This is a genomic window from Pseudomonas sp. C8002 (assembly GCF_013385765.1).
Lineage (GTDB): Bacteria > Pseudomonadota > Gammaproteobacteria > Pseudomonadales > Pseudomonadaceae > Aquipseudomonas.
Genome location: NZ_JACAPJ010000007.1, coordinates 328,168 through 343,973 on the forward strand (window position 1 = coordinate 328,168; position 15,806 = coordinate 343,973).

Annotated in this window: 13 protein-coding genes; 6 read left to right on the forward strand and 7 right to left on the reverse strand. The window is 61.4% G+C overall.

The genetic code is table 11. The features are described from left to right. Positions 1–142: 142 nt before the first annotated feature. The 6 genes from HX814_RS12895 to HX814_RS12920 form a co-directional block, all read right to left on the reverse strand. On the reverse strand, positions 143–2,584 hold the full coding sequence (locus tag HX814_RS12895; RefSeq protein WP_177008614.1) for a TonB-dependent receptor: 2,442 nt from the start codon (positions 2,582–2,584) through the stop codon (positions 143–145). An 88-nt stretch (positions 2,585–2,672) separates the two neighbouring features. Continuing rightward, the gene (locus tag HX814_RS12900; RefSeq protein ID WP_177008615.1) at positions 2,673–3,620 is read right to left on the reverse strand and encodes a FecR domain-containing protein; all 948 of its coding nucleotides are present in this window, start codon (positions 3,618–3,620) and stop codon (positions 2,673–2,675) included. Beyond that, the gene (locus HX814_RS12905; RefSeq protein WP_102606001.1) at positions 3,617–4,114 is read right to left on the reverse strand and encodes a sigma-70 family RNA polymerase sigma factor; all 498 of its coding nucleotides are present in this window, start codon (positions 4,112–4,114) and stop codon (positions 3,617–3,619) included. The genes HX814_RS12900 and HX814_RS12905 overlap by 4 nt, the downstream gene beginning before the upstream one ends. Before the next feature lie 247 nt (positions 4,115–4,361). After that, complete coding sequence (gene metE, locus HX814_RS12910; RefSeq protein WP_177008616.1) at positions 4,362–6,650, reverse strand: 5-methyltetrahydropteroyltriglutamate--homocysteine S-methyltransferase; 2,289 nt, start codon at positions 6,648–6,650, stop codon at positions 4,362–4,364. A gap of 388 nt (positions 6,651–7,038) precedes the next feature. Next, positions 7,039–7,884 (reverse strand): LysR family transcriptional regulator, encoded by an 846-nt coding sequence (locus HX814_RS12915; protein WP_003210222.1) that lies wholly within the window; start codon positions 7,882–7,884, stop codon positions 7,039–7,041. Positions 7,885–7,905: 21 nt separating this feature from the next. Then, the gene (locus HX814_RS12920) at positions 7,906–8,796 is read right to left on the reverse strand and encodes a LysR substrate-binding domain-containing protein (RefSeq protein WP_003210225.1); all 891 of its coding nucleotides are present in this window, start codon (positions 8,794–8,796) and stop codon (positions 7,906–7,908) included. Between the two features lie 117 nt (positions 8,797–8,913). On the opposite strand from HX814_RS12920, the gene HX814_RS12925 reads away from it, so the two are divergent. The 4 genes from HX814_RS12925 to HX814_RS12940 all read left to right on the forward strand — a co-directional run bounded on the left by HX814_RS12925 (position 8,914) and on the right by HX814_RS12940 (position 12,267). Then, entirely contained in the window at positions 8,914–10,215 is a 1,302-nt protein-coding gene (locus HX814_RS12925; protein ID WP_003210227.1) for an FAD-binding oxidoreductase, read from the forward strand. Between the two features lie 29 nt (positions 10,216–10,244). Next, complete coding sequence (locus HX814_RS12930) at positions 10,245–11,333, forward strand: polyamine ABC transporter substrate-binding protein (RefSeq protein ID WP_003210229.1); 1,089 nt, start codon at positions 10,245–10,247, stop codon at positions 11,331–11,333. A 75-nt stretch (positions 11,334–11,408) separates the two neighbouring features. Beyond that, positions 11,409–11,801 (forward strand): GFA family protein, encoded by a 393-nt coding sequence (locus HX814_RS12935; protein WP_003210231.1) that lies wholly within the window; start codon positions 11,409–11,411, stop codon positions 11,799–11,801. After that, positions 11,794–12,267: a GNAT family N-acetyltransferase gene (locus HX814_RS12940; protein ID WP_003210233.1), complete on the forward strand. Its 474-nt coding sequence runs from the start codon at positions 11,794–11,796 to the stop codon at positions 12,265–12,267. Before HX814_RS12935 ends, HX814_RS12940 begins: the two co-directional genes overlap by 8 nt. Positions 12,268–12,485: 218 nt before the next feature. On the opposite strand, the gene HX814_RS12945 is transcribed toward HX814_RS12940, so the two are convergent. Next, a complete protein-coding gene (locus HX814_RS12945) occupies positions 12,486–13,148 on the reverse strand; it encodes a DUF2268 domain-containing putative Zn-dependent protease (protein WP_177008617.1) in 663 nt (220 codons plus the stop codon). Between the two features lie 184 nt (positions 13,149–13,332). Between HX814_RS12945 and HX814_RS12950 the strand changes: the two genes are divergently transcribed. Both HX814_RS12950 and HX814_RS12955 read left to right on the forward strand, forming a co-directional pair. After that, complete coding sequence (locus tag HX814_RS12950) at positions 13,333–14,430, forward strand: carboxynorspermidine decarboxylase (protein ID WP_003211413.1); 1,098 nt, start codon at positions 13,333–13,335, stop codon at positions 14,428–14,430. Between the two features lie 29 nt (positions 14,431–14,459). Next, positions 14,460–15,704 carry a saccharopine dehydrogenase family protein gene (locus HX814_RS12955; RefSeq protein WP_003211412.1) on the forward strand — a complete coding sequence of 415 codons (1,245 nt, stop codon included), beginning with the start codon at positions 14,460–14,462 and terminating at the stop codon, positions 15,702–15,704. The last annotated feature ends 102 nt before the right edge of the window (positions 15,705–15,806 follow it).

A 15,806-nucleotide genomic window follows, 5' to 3' on the forward strand; every position in this document is an offset into this window, starting at 1 on the left:
TGGGTCGCGAAGCGGCCCCAATAAGGCAATCGAGAGCCACCTGAAAGAACACCGTGTCCTTTTTTTAGGGCTGCTTCGCAGCCCAGCGGGAGCAAGCTCCCTCGCCACGGGTTGTCCATTCACCCGATAGGGTTTTCCAGGCTCAGAAATCCACCGTCGCCGACAATTTCACTGTCCGCGGCTCACCCTGGGTCAGGTAGTTATTGGCCGTCGACGCCGACGACCAGTACGCCTTGTTCGCTACGTTTTCGACGTTGGCGCGCAGGGTGATGTATTTGTCATCCGCCTTGAAGCCATAACGCGCCCCCAGGTCGACGCGGGTCCAGGCCGGGATGCTCAGGCTGTTGGCGGCGTTGACGTATTCGCCACCGGTGCGCAGCATCCGTGCGCTGACCGCCGCACCCTGGATGCCCGGCACATCCCAATCCGCACCGACGTTGTACTGGAAGCGCGGCACACCCGCGGCGCGGTTGCCGTCGGTGGCACCGTTGGAAGTGCTCTTCTGTTCGGTGTCCATCCAGGTGGCGCCGGCCAGCAGGCGCAGGCCGTCGATGGGCTCGCCGAACACGTTGAGTTCCACGCCTTTGTTGATCTGTTCACCGTCGACAGTGAAGGTGTCGAACTTCTGGCCCGGGAACCGGGTGGTCGCGTTGTTCGGCTGTTCGATGCGGTACACACCCAGCGTGGCGCCATAGTTTTCCCAGTCCAGCTTCACCCCGGCTTCCGTCTGCTTGCTGCGCTTGGGCGGGAAGACTTCGCCGGGGTTGGTCACGTTCGTGAGTGGCGCCGTCGGGCCCTGGGCCAGGCCTTCGATACGGTTGGCGTAGAACGATACGTGCTCCCATGGCTTGATCACCAGGCCATAGACCGGTGTGGTGATGGACTCGGAGTACGGTGTACCCCGTGCCCCCGTGGCCGTGTTCCAACTGTCCACCTCGATGGTCTGGCGCCGCACGCCCAGGGTCAACAGCACCCGATCATCCAAAAAGCCCAGGGTGTCGGACACCGCCGCACTCTTGATGCGGTTCTTGCCGACAACCCGCGGGTCGTGAATATCACTGCCGAAATAGGTGTTGGTAGGTCGCGGCGTTTGCGTCGGGTCGTACAGGTTGCCGGGCTGGCGGTTGGCTTGCAGGATCGCCTCGTAAGACGAGCGCTGCTCGCCCCAGATCCCCGACAGCCCGAAGTTCATCTGATGGGTCACCGGCCCCGTCGCAAAGTGCCCGTTCAAGCCGGCCATGGCGCTTTTGTTGTCTTCGTCATGGGGTGAATAGAGGAAGCCCACCTTGGCGCTGCCATCGTTGGCGACATACAGCGACGAATACTGGCCGTTCTCCCGAGTGTGCTTGGCGCCACCTGCCGCGTAGACCGTCCAGTTATCGTTCAAGTCATATTCGGCGTTGACCATGCCGTAGGTGTCTTCCAGCTGCGACCAGCTCCAGTCCTGGGCGTAGTTGTTCTTGGCCGACGGCGGGCTGGGCACTTTGGTGCCGGTCAGGTAGACCACCGAGCGGCCGTTATTGATGCGTTCTTTCTGGTAGCCAAAGTCGGTGGAGACCCGCAAGCGCTCGCCGCGATAATCCAGGGCGACGGCGATCAACTGCGAGCTTTTGTTTTCGTCATCCACAGCGGTTTCGCCGCCGTGCCGCGCCAGGTTGACCCGGGCGCCAAAGCGGTTGTCTTCGCCAAAGCGTTGGCCGAGGTCGATGTGGCCGCCGGCCTGGCTGTCGCTGGCGTAATCGAGGGTGACGCTGCGGGTGGGCGTGTCTTCAGCGCGCTTGGGCACCAGGTTGACGCTGCCGCCGATCCCGCTGCCCGAGGGCGACACGCCGTTGACGAAGGCATTCGGGCCCTTGAACAGCTCCACCCGTTCCAGGGCTTCGGTAGTGATGATCTGCCGGGGCAGCACGCCGTACAGGCCGTTGAATGCGATGTCATCGGTGCTCAGCGGCAGCCCGCGAATGGTGAACACCTGGGAGAAGTTGCCAAACCCGGACGACTGGCGCACCGACGCGTCGTTGAGCAATACGTCGCCGACGGTTCGCGCTTGTTGGTCGGCGATGGTTTTCGAGGTGTAGCTGACCACGCTGAATGGCACGTCGTTGATGGACCGATTGCCCAACACGCCCAGGCGTGCAGAACGTGCCACCTGGCCACCGGCATACGTGTCTGCCTGCGCCCCGCTCGCTTCACCGCTGATGGTGGTGGCGCCCAACTCCAACGCACCGCCGCTGGCCTGGGGCACCACGGTATAACCGTTGGTGCCGGTGCCTTGCAGGGTGTAGCCGCTGCCTTGCAGCAACTGGGCAAAACCCGATTGTGCGCTGTAGCTGCCTTGCAGCCCCGGGCTTTGTTGATCGTTGAGCAACGTGGAATCGAACGACAACGGCACCCCGGACAACGCCGCAAACTGCGCCAGCACATTCCCCAGCGGCCCCGCCGCGATGTTATAGCTGCGCGCCGCACTGCTTGGCGCAGCATCTTCTGCCTGGGCGTTCTGCAGCGGTGCGACGGCGGCAAGGGCGACCGCCAGGCTCAGAGCCTTCAACGGACGGGGGCAGTACGGGAGCGGTCTGGCGGTCATGGGCATTCCTGTCGGCGCGGAGCAATGTTGAGGGTTCTCCCCTACACCGGGCGACAACGAAAAAGGTATCAGCGAAAGTTGAAAAAGATCAGCGCGGCTCGACCGTCACCCAATACTCCGTCAGGCTGCTGACCTTGACCGGCAAGGTTTCCTGCAACAGGTGCAGGCTGGCATCGGTGTCGCGCAGGGGAAACGCACCCGACACCGTGAGGTCGGCAACCGAGGCATGGCAGCGCAATACGCCGGCGCGATAACGCCCCAGCTCATCCAGCAGGTCCGCCAGGCGCATATGCTGGGCCAGCAGCATGCCGTTCTCCCAGGTCAGGGTGCTGACGTCCAGCGGCTCGACGGCGGCTACCCGGTCAACACTGAAGGCGCCCTGCTCGCCCGCCTTGACGATCACCCCCTGGCCGGCATGCGCCGCCAGCAACTCCACCGCGCCTTCGGTCACGGCCACTCGGCTTGCCTGCTCACCTACCCGCACGCTGAATCGGGTGCCCAAGGCCCTGGCGGTACCGTGGCGGGTCTGGACGATGAACGGGCGATGGGCCGAATCCTTGGCGGTGGTGATCAGCACTTCGCCCTTGAGCAGCTCGATACGCCGCACCTGCTCGGAGAACGCGATATTCAGCGAGCTGCCGGTGTTGATCAGCATGCGTGTGCCGTCGGGCAAGGTGAGATTCCTTTGTTCGCCGATGGCCGTGTGCTGGTCGGCGGTCCACTGCTGCCACGGCACCTGCCGATACGCCAGCCAGGCCGCCGGGCCGGCCGCCAGCAACAACCCGAGCGCCTGGCGTCGGCCGAGGGATTTTTTGCGCCCGATGCGCTTCAAGGTATCGCCGGCAATCGCCGCCGGCACGCTGTTGAAGTCCCCCAGAATCGCCTGCGCCCGTTGCCAGGCCTGGGCATGCTGGGCGCTGCGGCCCTGCCACTGGGCGATGGCGCGGCGGTCCTCATCGGTGGCGCTGCCGGACTGCAACTGCACCATCCAGTCGGCGGCTTCACCGAGGATCAGCGGATCAATCGACTGGCTCATGCCACGCTCAGGCAGGCCAGGAAGGCATCGCGCATGTAGCGTTTGACCGAAATCAGCGACACACCCAGGGCATCGGCGATCTGCTGATAGGTCAGGCCGTCGATCTGCGACATCAGGAAGGCCTGGCGGGTTTTTTCCGGCAGATCCCGCAGCATCGCCTCAATGCGGTACAGCGCTTCGAGGATCAGCCAGCGGGTTTCCGGCGAAGGTACATGCTGTTCGGGCAGGTGGGCGATGGTTTCCAGGTAGGCGCGTTCCACTTCCTGGCGCCGCCAGCTGTCGATCATCAGGCCCTTGGCGATATGGGTCAGCAATGCCCGTGGCTCGGCGCCCAGGTTGCCGGTGGTTTGCCGGGTCAGCAGGCGCATGAACGTGTCATGGGCCAGGTCGGCGGCATCGCTGGCGTTGCCCAGCTTGCGGTCCAGCCAACGGTGCAACCATCCATGGTGTTCGCAGTACAGGTCCTGGATATGCAGATTGAGGGGAGACGACATGCCGATCACCGGGGCGCGCCGGGCGGTGGGGCCCAAGCGTAATTAAGAATTGATCGCATTCTAGTCTGCGCGGGGTAATGCTGGCAATTTCATGATTTTGATAACGCCGGTGACCCAATGTGGGAGCGGGCTTGCTCGCGAATGCGGTGGGTCAGTCGACATCTCCAGCGGCTGATACTCCGTATTCGCGAGCAAGCCCGCTCCCACATTTTTGATCTTCACCCGGCGTGTAATTCCGGGTGTTGGATCAGGCCAGTTCGGCCCGTAGTTGACGCGCCGCAGTCACCATGTGAATCAGTGCCGCTTCAGTCTCCGGCCAGCCACGGGTTTTCAGGCCGCAATCCGGGTTGACCCACAGGCGTTCGGCCGGGATGCGTTTGGCTGCCTTGCGCAGCAGGTTGGCCATTTCCGAGGCATCCGGCACCCGTGGCGAGTGGATGTCATACACACCTGGGCCAATGTCGTTCGGGTAAGCGAAGGCTTCGAATGCCTCCAGCAGTTCCATGTCCGAGCGCGAGGTTTCGATGGTGATCACGTCGGCATCCATCGCCGCGATGGACTCGATCACATCGTTGAACTCGCTGTAGCACATGTGGGTATGAATCTGGGTTTCGTCACGCACGCCGGAGGCGCACAGGCGGAACACTTCAGTGGCCCAATCCAGGTATTCCTTCCACTGCGCCTGGCGCAACGGCAAGCCTTCGCGGAACGCGGCTTCGTCGATCTGCACGATCTTGATCCCGGCGGCTTCCAGGTCCACCACTTCGTCACGAATCGCCAGGGCGAGTTGCCGCGCCTGTTCTTCGCGGCTCACGTCTTCACGGGGGAACGACCACATCAGCATGGTCACCGGGCCGGTCAGCATGCCCTTCATCACCTTGTTGGTAAGGCCCTGGGCGTAGCGGATCCACTCCACGGTCATGGCTTTCGGACGACTCAGGTCACCGAAAATCACCGCCGGTTTCACACAACGGGAACCGTAGCTCTGCACCCAGCCGAAGCGGGTAAATACATAACCGTCCAACTGTTCGGCGAAGTATTCGACCATGTCGTTACGCTCGGCCTCACCATGCACCAGCACGTCCAGGCCAAGGTTTTCCTGCACTTCGACAGCGTGGCGGATCTCGCTGTGCATGGCTTCGACGTATTCGGCTTCGCTCAACTTGCCGGCCTTGTAGGACTGGCGAGCCAGGCGGATCGAAGCGGTTTGCGGGAATGAACCGATGGTGGTGGTCGGAAACAGCGGCAGGTTCAGGCCGGCACGCTGTTTCTCGATACGTTGGGCAAACAGCGAGTCACGCTGGCTGTCCTTGGCGGTGATCGCCGCCACACGGGCTTGCACCGCCGGCTTGTGGATACGCGGCGAAGCGGCACGGGCCGCCTGCACGGCACGGCTTTCGGCCAGGGCAGCGATCACGTTCGACGCTTCAGGCTGGTTCACGGCCTGGGCCAGCACCGCCACCTCTTCGCACTTCTGCACGGCAAACGCCAGCCAGCTTTTCAGCTCGGCATCCAGCTTGTCTTCACGGCCAAGGTCTACCGGGCTGTGCAGCAACGAGCAGGATGGCGCCACCCACAGGCGATCCCCCAGGCGCTCATGAGCATGCTGCAAGGTGGCCAGGGCTTTTTCCAGGTCGCAGCGCCATACGTTACGGCCGTTGACCACGCCCAGGGACAGCACCTTATAAGCCGGCAGGCGATCGAGGATGGTCGGGTACTGATCCGGTGCACGCACCAGGTCGATGTGCAGGCCGTCCACCGGCAGGTTGGCTGCCAGGCCGAGGTTCTCTTCCAGGCCGCCAAAATAGGTGGCCACCAGCTTCTTCAGCGGGTCGCGCTGGATCAGGTTGTAGGCACGCTCGAAGGCGTTTTTCCAATCCTGCGGCAGGTCCAGCACCAGGATCGGCTCGTCGATCTGCACCCACTCCACGCCCAGGTCCGCCAGGCGCTGGAAGATCTGGCCGTACAGCGGCAGGAGGCGGTCCAGCAGGTCGAGTTTGTCGAAATCACCGCCCTTGGCCTTGCCCAGCCACAGGTAGGTCAGCGGGCCGATGACCACCGGCTTGACGGTGTGGCCGAGGTCGCGGGCTTCCTTGACCTCTTCGAACAGTTGCTCCCAACCCAGCTGGAATTGCTGGTCGGCGCTGAATTCAGGGACCAGGTAGTGATAGTTGGTGTCGAACCACTTGGTCATTTCCTGGGCGTGGGCACCGCCGCAGCAGTTGTCACTGACGCCACGGGCCATGCCGAACAGGGTGTGCAGGGTGGCTTTGCCGTCGGCCGGGCGGAAACGCTCGGGGATCACACCGAACATCAGCGAGTGAGTCAGTACCTGGTCGTACCAGGCGAAGTCACCGGCGGGCAACAGTTCGATGCCGGCTTTCTTTTGCAGGTCCCAGTGCGTCTTGCGCAGTTCACGACCTACGGCGCGCAGGCCGGCTTCGTCGAGCTCGCCCTTCCAAAACGCTTCCTGCGCTTTTTTCAGTTCACGATCGCGACCAATGCGCGGGAACCCAAGGGAATGGGCAACAGCCATGACGTAAAGCTCCAATGTGTTTGTATGGGAGCCATTGTCGGGATCGAGTGATAGTGAGACAAACTCATTTTATTTGAGATGATCACAAGTTCCACTCATGATGAAATGCACCGCCCAGGCTTGAGTGATCGCGCGGCGCTCATGCTCCACGCGCGCGGGAGTGGGTGGGCCTTCGTTTTGCTTATCACTGAAATAGCTGGCGGCGTCTGTTTCGGTGCCCGGCCGCTCAGCATACTTTTGCTTCCCAAGCCCCAAGGAAGCCCCCACATGGAACAGCAGCAGCCACTGACCACCCTCCTCGTTCACTTCGTAGCCCTTGGGCTCACACTCCTCGGCATCGGCAGCCTGGCGCTGCTGATGGCCTGGGCCGGGCGTCTGATTTTCTAGTTCAATCGGCGGGAATATCGGCGCTCAACGTGCGGATCAACGCTTGCGCCTGAGAGTCCCGCTGCGCCGTATACAGCACCACTTCGCGACTGGGCAGCGGCGGCAGGTCGAAACGCTGCTCCACGTCGACGCAGCCACTGGGCGCCATTCGCCCAACCATCGCGCCGATGCCAATTCCCGCCACCACTGCAGCGCCGATCGCCAGGATCCCGCTGCCCACGAACGCCTCTTCCCAGGCACGGTTCTGCTCGGCCAGCGCCGCCATCACCATGCTGCGCATGCCGCAGGGTTCCGGCTGGATCGCCAGGGGCAACGCCCCGCCCTGGCGCAATTCGAAGTCGTGGGAAGCCATCCAGCCAAAGCGTTCGATGCCCACCACTTCGCCGTCCTGGCGACGGTTGTCGTGCCGCAGGATCATCGCCACATCCAGCTTGCCCTGCTCGTAGTTCATCAACATATCCCGCGAGGTGCCGAGGCTGAACGCCACGATCACGTCCGGGTCGGTGGTCGCCAAACGTCGCAGCCACAGGCTGAGATCGGCGCCGACAATGTGGTGGCTGACGCCCACGCGCAAGGTGCGTTTCTGCGGGCCAAAACAATTCATCGCATCCTGGTAGTTGTCCAGCAAGCGGCGGGCGCTGGCCAAAAACATCTGGCCATGGGCCGACAGCGTGACCCGTCGCGGCGTGCGCTCCAGCAGCTTGCGGCCAAGGCTTTCTTCGAGGCGTTTTATCTTCAGGCTGATAGCCGCCTGGGTGCCGCCGATGGCATCGGCAGCGCGGGTAAAGCTCTTGAGTTCGGCGACCAGGACGAACGCCTGGATGGCGTCGATATCGGGCATTTTCATGGATGGGCTGGCGATAGAGAGTCAAGACGTGACGTTAGCATGCCGCGCCTGCTGACCAAACCACTGCATGATGAGCACGCAGCCTGGGTGTGACGCCGCCGATGACTGCAAGCACAATGCATACACCCCGCCGGTCACCAGCGGCTGACCAAACGGCACCACCAACACACCCCGTTCGATCGACTCGGCCGCCAGCGTCAGATCCGTCATCGCCACCCCAAGCCCGCGCGCGGCGGCATCCAGCGCCAATTCGTCAAGGTTGAACGGGATATGCCGGTAGTCGTCCAGCGACCGCGCGCCATTGGCCGCCAGCCAGGTCATCCAGTCCTGCTTGTCGGCTGAACGATGCAGCAGCGCAAAGTGTTCGAGCTGTTCCACGGAAGCCAGTGGCCCCAAACCCGGCGCGCAGACCGGCACCAATGATTCGTGGAACAAGGTCAGCCGCGCAGGATCGTTGTCGGGCTTGGGCAGGTAAAGGATGTAGGCATCGCTGTCACTCGCCGGCTCGACCACCTCGGTGGCGACGGTCTCGATTGCCAGGGAAATATCGGGATGGTTGCGATAGAAATCGCTGAGCTTGGGCAGCAGCCAGCGCACCGCCAGCGACACATGCAGGCGGATGCGAAACGGACGTTTACGAGGCGAGAGCCGATCCTCCAGCCCCTTCAGTTGCGCCAGGATGCTCCGGGCACTGGCCAGCACCTGCTCACCTTCGGAGGTCAGGCGCAGGCTGCGGCTGGTCCGGGTGAACATCGGCACGCCGAAATGGCTTTCCAGTTGCTGGATTTTGCGGCTCACCGCGCTTTGGGTCAGGCACAGCTTCTGCGCAGCCACGGTGAAGCTCGCGCAGTCGCTGACTTCAACCAACGCCTGAAGGCCCTGCAGCGAAGGCACGTGACGGATGTTATCCATGCGTTTTCCGAATGGCTGGATGATTTTATAACGTTGGTTGTATCACCGCAGGCCCTATAGATTCCAGCTGCAGCCCGAACTTATTTATGCCAGCAACGCATACAGCCGAGGATCTTCATGGAAAACACATGTGGCTGGATTGCCCAGACTGAAAGCCTCCCCGCCCGGGACCGACTCACCGGCCTACAAAAAGCCGACTGGCTGGTGATCGGCGCCGGCATCACCGGTTTGTGTGCGGCCCACAACCTGGCCGAGATGCACCCCGAGGCGCGCATCGTGATCGTCGACCGCCAGCGCGCCGCCCAAGGTGCCTCAGCGCGTAATTCCGGTTTTGTGGTGGCCCATGAGCATCCCGCTGCAAGTGAACTGATGGGCAACGCAGGCTTCGCTGACTTTGAGGTGGACACCGCGATCTCCCGCGCAGCCAGCGATGAAGTGCGCGAGCGCATCGCCCGCCATGCCATCGACTGCGACTTTCGGGACAGCGGCTACTACTTCGCCGTGCACGATCGCGACAAGCTTGCGCATGTGGATGCCAAGTTGGCGACCTTGCGTGCCGCGGGTGCTTCAGCGCAGTTCCTGCAAGGTGCCGCACTCGCGCAGACACTCGGCACCGAGCATTACCAGGCCGCCATCTGGTGCGGCCACGGCAACGCCTTGCTGCAACCGGCGAAGTATGTGAAGGGTTTGCTCGAAGCGCTGCCGGACAACGTGACGCTTTATGAGAACACCGACATCACCGGCCTTGAGCGCATGGCCAATGGCGGCATTCGCGCCAACGGCCTGGACGCCTGCATTGAAGCCGGCCAGGTGCTGGTGTGCCTCAACGCCTTTATTCCACGGGTGGGCCTTGAGGCCAGTGCGACGTTCCCGATGGAACTCAGCGCCAGCCTCACCCGCCCTCTCAGCGATGAGGAATACCGCCGGATCGGCGCAGTGGAACCGTGGGGCGTGCTGTCCACGCGGCCACTGGGTGCCACGGTGCGCCTGACACCGGACCATCGGGTGATGATCCGCAACACAGCGGAGTACCGCACCCGGGACTTGTCCAACGGCGACCTGTTGCACCGGCGCCAACACCATGTAAAGGGCATGCAGCGACGCTTCCCGTGGCTGACCGAACAAGACATCCACTACACCTGGACCGGCCACTTGAGCGCCTCCCGCAGCGGTCAACCGTATTTCGCGCGGGTCGAAAGCAACCTGTATGCCGTCGCGGGCTGCAACGGTTCAGGCGTGGCCCGCGGCACGCTGTGGGGTCGACTGCTGGCCGAGTGGGCGTCGGGCCAGACTTCCTCGCTCCTGCACTCTGTGATGCACAGGGCACAGCCCGGCTGGCTGCCACCCCGGCCGCTGTTCGACATCGGTGCCATGCTGCGTATGGGCGTGGAAACGGTTCGAGCACGGACAGAAATCTAGAACAAGAAACCTCGATAAAGGTGATTCACATGCACATCAACAGTCTGTCCCTGGCGGTCATCCTCAGCGCGCTCCCGGCGGCTGTGTACGCCGCCGAAGAAGTGAACATTTCCAACTGGAACGGCTACATCGCCGATGACACCTTGACCAGTTTTACCAAAGCGACCGGGATCAAGGCGACCTACGACATTCACGACAGCAATGAAGTGCTGGAATCCAAGCTGATGACCGGCAATACCGGTTATGACGTGGTGAGCCCGTCCAACCACTTCCTCTCGCGGCTGATCAAGGCCGGGGCGATCCAGAAGCTCGACCGAAGCCAACTGCCCAACTGGAAAAACCTCGACCCGTTGCTGATGAAAAAGCTGGAGACCAACGACCCGGGCAACCAGTACGGCTTCCCGTATATGTGGGGCACGGCGGGGATTGGCTACAACGTCGAGAAGATCAAGGCGATCTTCGGCACCACCGACGTCACCCATTCCTGGAGCCTGTTCTTTGATGAAAACAACATCAAGAAACTCAGCGCCTGCGGCGTGGCGATTATCGACAACCCCACGCAGATCCTGCCGATCACCCTCAACTACCTGGGCCTGCCGCACCACAGCCACGAACCGGCCGACTACAAAAAGGCCGAGCAGGCGCTGTTGAAAATCCGCCCCTACATCCAGTACTTCCATGCCTCCAAGTACATCAGCGACCTGGCGAACGGCAATATCTGCGCAGTGATCGGCTTTAACGGCGACGTGGTACAGGCTGCCGCCAGCGCCAGGGAAGCGAAAAACGGTATCAGCATCGCCTACTCGATCCCGGACGAAGGCTCGACATTGTGGCTGGACATGGTGGTGATGCCCAAGGGTGCACCGCACGAGAAAAACGGCTATGCCTATATGAATTACCTGCTGGAGCCCAAGGTGATTGCCAACATTAGCAACAGCATCCACTACGCCAACCCCAACAGCGCGGCGGATGAGCTGGTGACCCCTGAGGTGAAGCAAGACCTGGCGATCTACCCGCCGAAAAGCGTGATGGACAAGCTGTTTATCGTGGAGGACCTGCCGCCAGCGATTGCGCGGCTGGCCACTCGGTTGTGGACCAAGTTGAAGACCAATACGTGATACCGAAAACCGGACTTGCTCAAGGCTCATGGGAGAGCGGTATAGTCACTCCATTGAGCTTGGGATTGAATCAACATGGAAGGACTTCACCAGGGTAGCTGCCTGTGCGGCGCGGTCAGCTACCGAGTATCGACACCGCTGAAAGCTGTGACGCATTGCCACTGCAAAAAATGCCAAAAGAGTCATGGCTCCGCCTTCGCGACATACGCGAGTGCTCCGAAATCGTCGGTGCACATCGAGTCTTCGCTGCAAACGCTCAAGGCTTATGAATCTTCCGAGGGTGTGTTTCGTGAGTTTTGCTCACGCTGCGGCTCGTCGATGTTCTGGTCCGATATCAATGGTGTTTACCCAGACTGGGTCTCGATAGCAATCGCTACACTCGATACGCCGCTCTTGCCTGGCAAGCAGGAGCACTCCTGCGTTGACTCCAAGGCCGCTTGGCTGGATCTGGAGAATCGCAGTGGCTGAATCAGAGGACGGTTTGTCGATACGCACCCTCTCGGCGTTGCCCGAAGAGATCCTGGTATTGGAAGCAGAAGCCGTCGCCGAAGGATTCAGGTTTCTCACGCGACTCGTTGCAGAGTGGTCCAGCGGCGCCAACCGTTTTGACCAGCCAGGCGAATGTCTTTTGGGTGTATTCAGCAACGGGCAGTTGATCGCCGTTGGCGGTTTGTCCCATGACCCTTACGCCGGTCCGGAGGTTGGCAGGCTGCGCCGGGTGTACGTCGCACAGGCATCAAGGGGACGCCAGGTGGGCAAAGCGTTGGTAGGCCAGCTTTTGGCACGCGCTGCGCAATCCTTCCATGTCGTGCGCCTGTCTACCGACACCCACGAGGGCGCAAGCTTTTATCTGCGCTGCGGGTTTGAGCCGGTACAGGACGAACATGCAACCCACGCTAAATCATTAATTGATCAGGAGGCTTCATGCAGGTGATCAACGACAATCGGCCTGAATACGTCCGGGGGAGATGACGGTTTAATGTGAGTGTGGGTGCGTTTTTGTCATGTGGGAGCTGTCGAGCTTTAGCGAGGCTGCGATAGCGGTGTGTCAGGCAGCTTATTTATCGGCTGTGCCGCCGCCTTCGCAGCCTCGCTGAGGCTCGACAGCTCCCACAGGGGATAGGGGTTGTTTGGTGGGCTTGTGTTTCAAAGTCAGGCCACCAAACCCGCTTTGGCGGCGTTGGCGAGTATGTCTTGGGCGGGTACATTGACCCATGTGGCGGCGTCCACCTCGCCCTGTTTTGCCAGCCAGGCCTCCACCATCTGGTAGCCCAGCGTGTATCCCAGCCATCTTGGCCGCGCGCCGGTACCAAAGAACCATTCACTGTGGTCGTAATACGTGGCCTCGAGAAGCTGGCGGTCTACCGGGGCACTCAGCAGTTCCTGGGGGGCAAGCGCCCGCTCCCACAACTCCGGCTCACTGCCCAGCACCTGCCGCACAAACTGCCCGGCCAGGCCCTCACTGACCATCGCCTCCCCCAGCGTCCAGCCATAACCGGGGCCCGCCATGCGCAGGCAATGGTGCACCTCATGCACCACGTGTCGACGCAATGCACCGCTTTGCAGGCTGGTGAGGAAATTCGGGTTATCGGGATCAAGGGTCATGCTGAACATCGTGCTGCGATAAGCACGGCCCACCAGGCCGAGTTCCGGAAGGGTCTCCCCCGGCAACCGCTGGATCAGGATGTCCAGCCGCGGCGGCGGCAGCAGTTGCGCGATTGCCTCGTAGGCAACCTCAAACTCTCGGATCAACTCCGGGCGAAACTGCGCCAGGCTCCCCGAAGCTTCCAGCCAATGCTGCGTCCATGCGTCCATTCTCACCTCTCGTCGCCCAAGCCGTGGTCCGTTATCAAAGCGGCTCATCATACCTACGGGCTGTCATATTCACAGGCCAGCTTATAACCGGGCCAGCAAATTCCGCTGACTAACCTTTCGATCTGTCCCAAGTGCGGGCACAATGCGTGTCCTTTTTTGGCAGGCACCGCCGCAGGCTCTGAAAATGATCAAAACGCCGTACTACCTCATCGACAAACAGAAGCTTCTGGTCAACATGCAGAAGATCGCCTACGTGCGCGAACAGTCCGGCGCCAAGGCTCTTCTGGCCCTCAAATGCTTCGCCACCTGGTCGGTGTTCGACCTGATGCAGGAATACATGGACGGCACCACCTCGTCGTCGCTGTACGAGCTCAAGCTGGGTCGCCAGAAGTTCGAAGGTGAAGCCCACGCCTACAGCGTGGCCTGGGCCGACGATGAAATCGAGGAGATGCTCGACAACTGCGACAAGATCATCTTCAACTCCATCAGCCAGCTGCAGCGCTTTGCCGAGCGCAGCGAAGGCAAGACCCGCGGCCTGCGCGTCAACCCGCAAGTGAGCAGCTCCGACTACCTGCTGGCCGACCCGGCGCGCCCGTTCAGCCGTCTGGGCGAGTGGGACCCGGTGAAGATCGAAGGTGTGATCGAGCAAATCTCCGGCTTCATGTTCCACAACAACTGCGAGAACGGTGATTTCAACCTGTTCGACCAGATGCTCAACACCATCGAAGAACGCTTCGGCGCGCTGCTGCACAAGGTCAACTGGGTCAGCCTCGGCGGCGGCATCCACTTCACCGGTGAAGGCTATGCCATCGACGCCTTCTGCCAGCGCCTCAAGGCGTTCTCGCAGAAGTACGACGTGCAGGTGTACCTGGAACCCGGCGAAGCGGCGATCACCAACAGCGCCTCCCTGGAAGTGACCGTGCTCGACACCCTCTACAACGGCAAGAACCTCGCCGTGGTAGACAGCTCCATCGAAGCCCACCTGCTGGACCTGCTGATCTATCGCCTCAACGCCAAGCTGGCGCCGAGCAATGGCGAACACACCTACATGGTGTGCGGCAAGTCGTGCCTGGCCGGGGACATCTTCGGTGAGTACCAATTTGATCAGCCGCTGGCCATCGGCGATCGACTGTCGTTCATCGACACGGCAGGCTACACCATGGTCAAGAAAAACTGGTTCAACGGCCTGAAAATGCCGTCCATCGTAGTGAAACAACTCGACGGTACAGTCGAAGTGGTTCGTGAATTTGGTTACGACGACTACCTGTCCAGCCTTTCGTAAAGCGGACAGATAAAGGAGAGATAAAGCAATTGAAAAAGAACGTTCTTATCATTGGTGCAGGAGGTGTCGCCAAGGTGGTGGCCCACAAGTGCGCGCAGCACAACGACGAACTCGGTCGTATTGCTATCGCGTCGCGCAACATCTCCAAATGCCAGGCCATCATCGACAGCGTCAAGGCCAAGGGTAGCCTCAAGGTACCCGCCGACATCCAGGCCTTCGCGCTGAACGCTTTGGACGTGGAAGCGACCAAGGCACTGATCCGCGAGACTGAATCGCAGATCGTCATCAACGTCGGTTCCGCGTTCCTCAACATGTCGGTATTGCGTGCCTGCATCGACACCGGCGTGGCGTACCTCGACACCGCCATCCACGAAGAGCCGGGCAAGGTCTGCGAGACCCCGCCGTGGTACGGCAACTACGAATGGAACCACCTGGAAGAGTGCAAACAGAAGAACATCACGGCCATCCTTGGCGTGGGCTTCGACCCGGGTGTGGTCAACGCTTATGCAGCGCTGGCGCAACAAAAGCATTTCGACCGCATTGATTCGATCGACATTCTCGACGTCAATGCCGGCTCCCATGGCAAATATTTCGCCACCAATTTCGACCCGGAAATCAACTTCCGCGAATTCACCGGACAGGTGTGGAGCTGGCAGAACAGCCAGTGGACCAGCAACACCATGTTCGAAGTCAAACGCACCGACGACCTGCCTGTGGTCGGTTCGCAGAACCTGTACCTGACCGGCCACGATGAAGTGCACTCGCTGTCGAAAAACCTCGACGTGCCCAATGTGCGTTTCTGGATGAGCTTCGGCGAACACTACATCAACGTGTTCACCGTGCTGAAAAACCTCGGCCTGCTCTCCGAAAAACCGGTCACCACCGCCGAAGGCCTGGAAGTCGTGCCGCTGAAACTGGTCAAGGCCGTGCTGCCCGACCCGTCGTCGCTGGCGCCTGGCTACACCGGCAAGACCTGCATCGGCGACCTGGTCAAGGGCACCAAGGATGGCCAGCCACGCGAGCTGTTCATCTACAACGTGGCCTGCCACGAAGAAGCCTTCGCCGAGACCGACAGCCAGGGCATTTCCTACACCGCCGGCGTACCGCCGGTAGCCGCAGCGCTGCTGGTTGCCCGTGGCGAGTGGGACGTGAAGCACATGGCCAACGTCGAGGAACTGCCGGCTGAGCCGTTCCTGAAGGCGCTGGACGTGATGGGCTTGCCGACTCGGATCAAAGACGAGAACGGTGACCGTGCCTGGGATGCGATTGCCTGACAGGCGATAGTTGACCGAACAAAAAAATGCGCCCTCAGGGGCGCATTTTTTGTTGGGGCTCACATAAATATCAAAGAACAATGAAGATCAAAATGTGGGAGC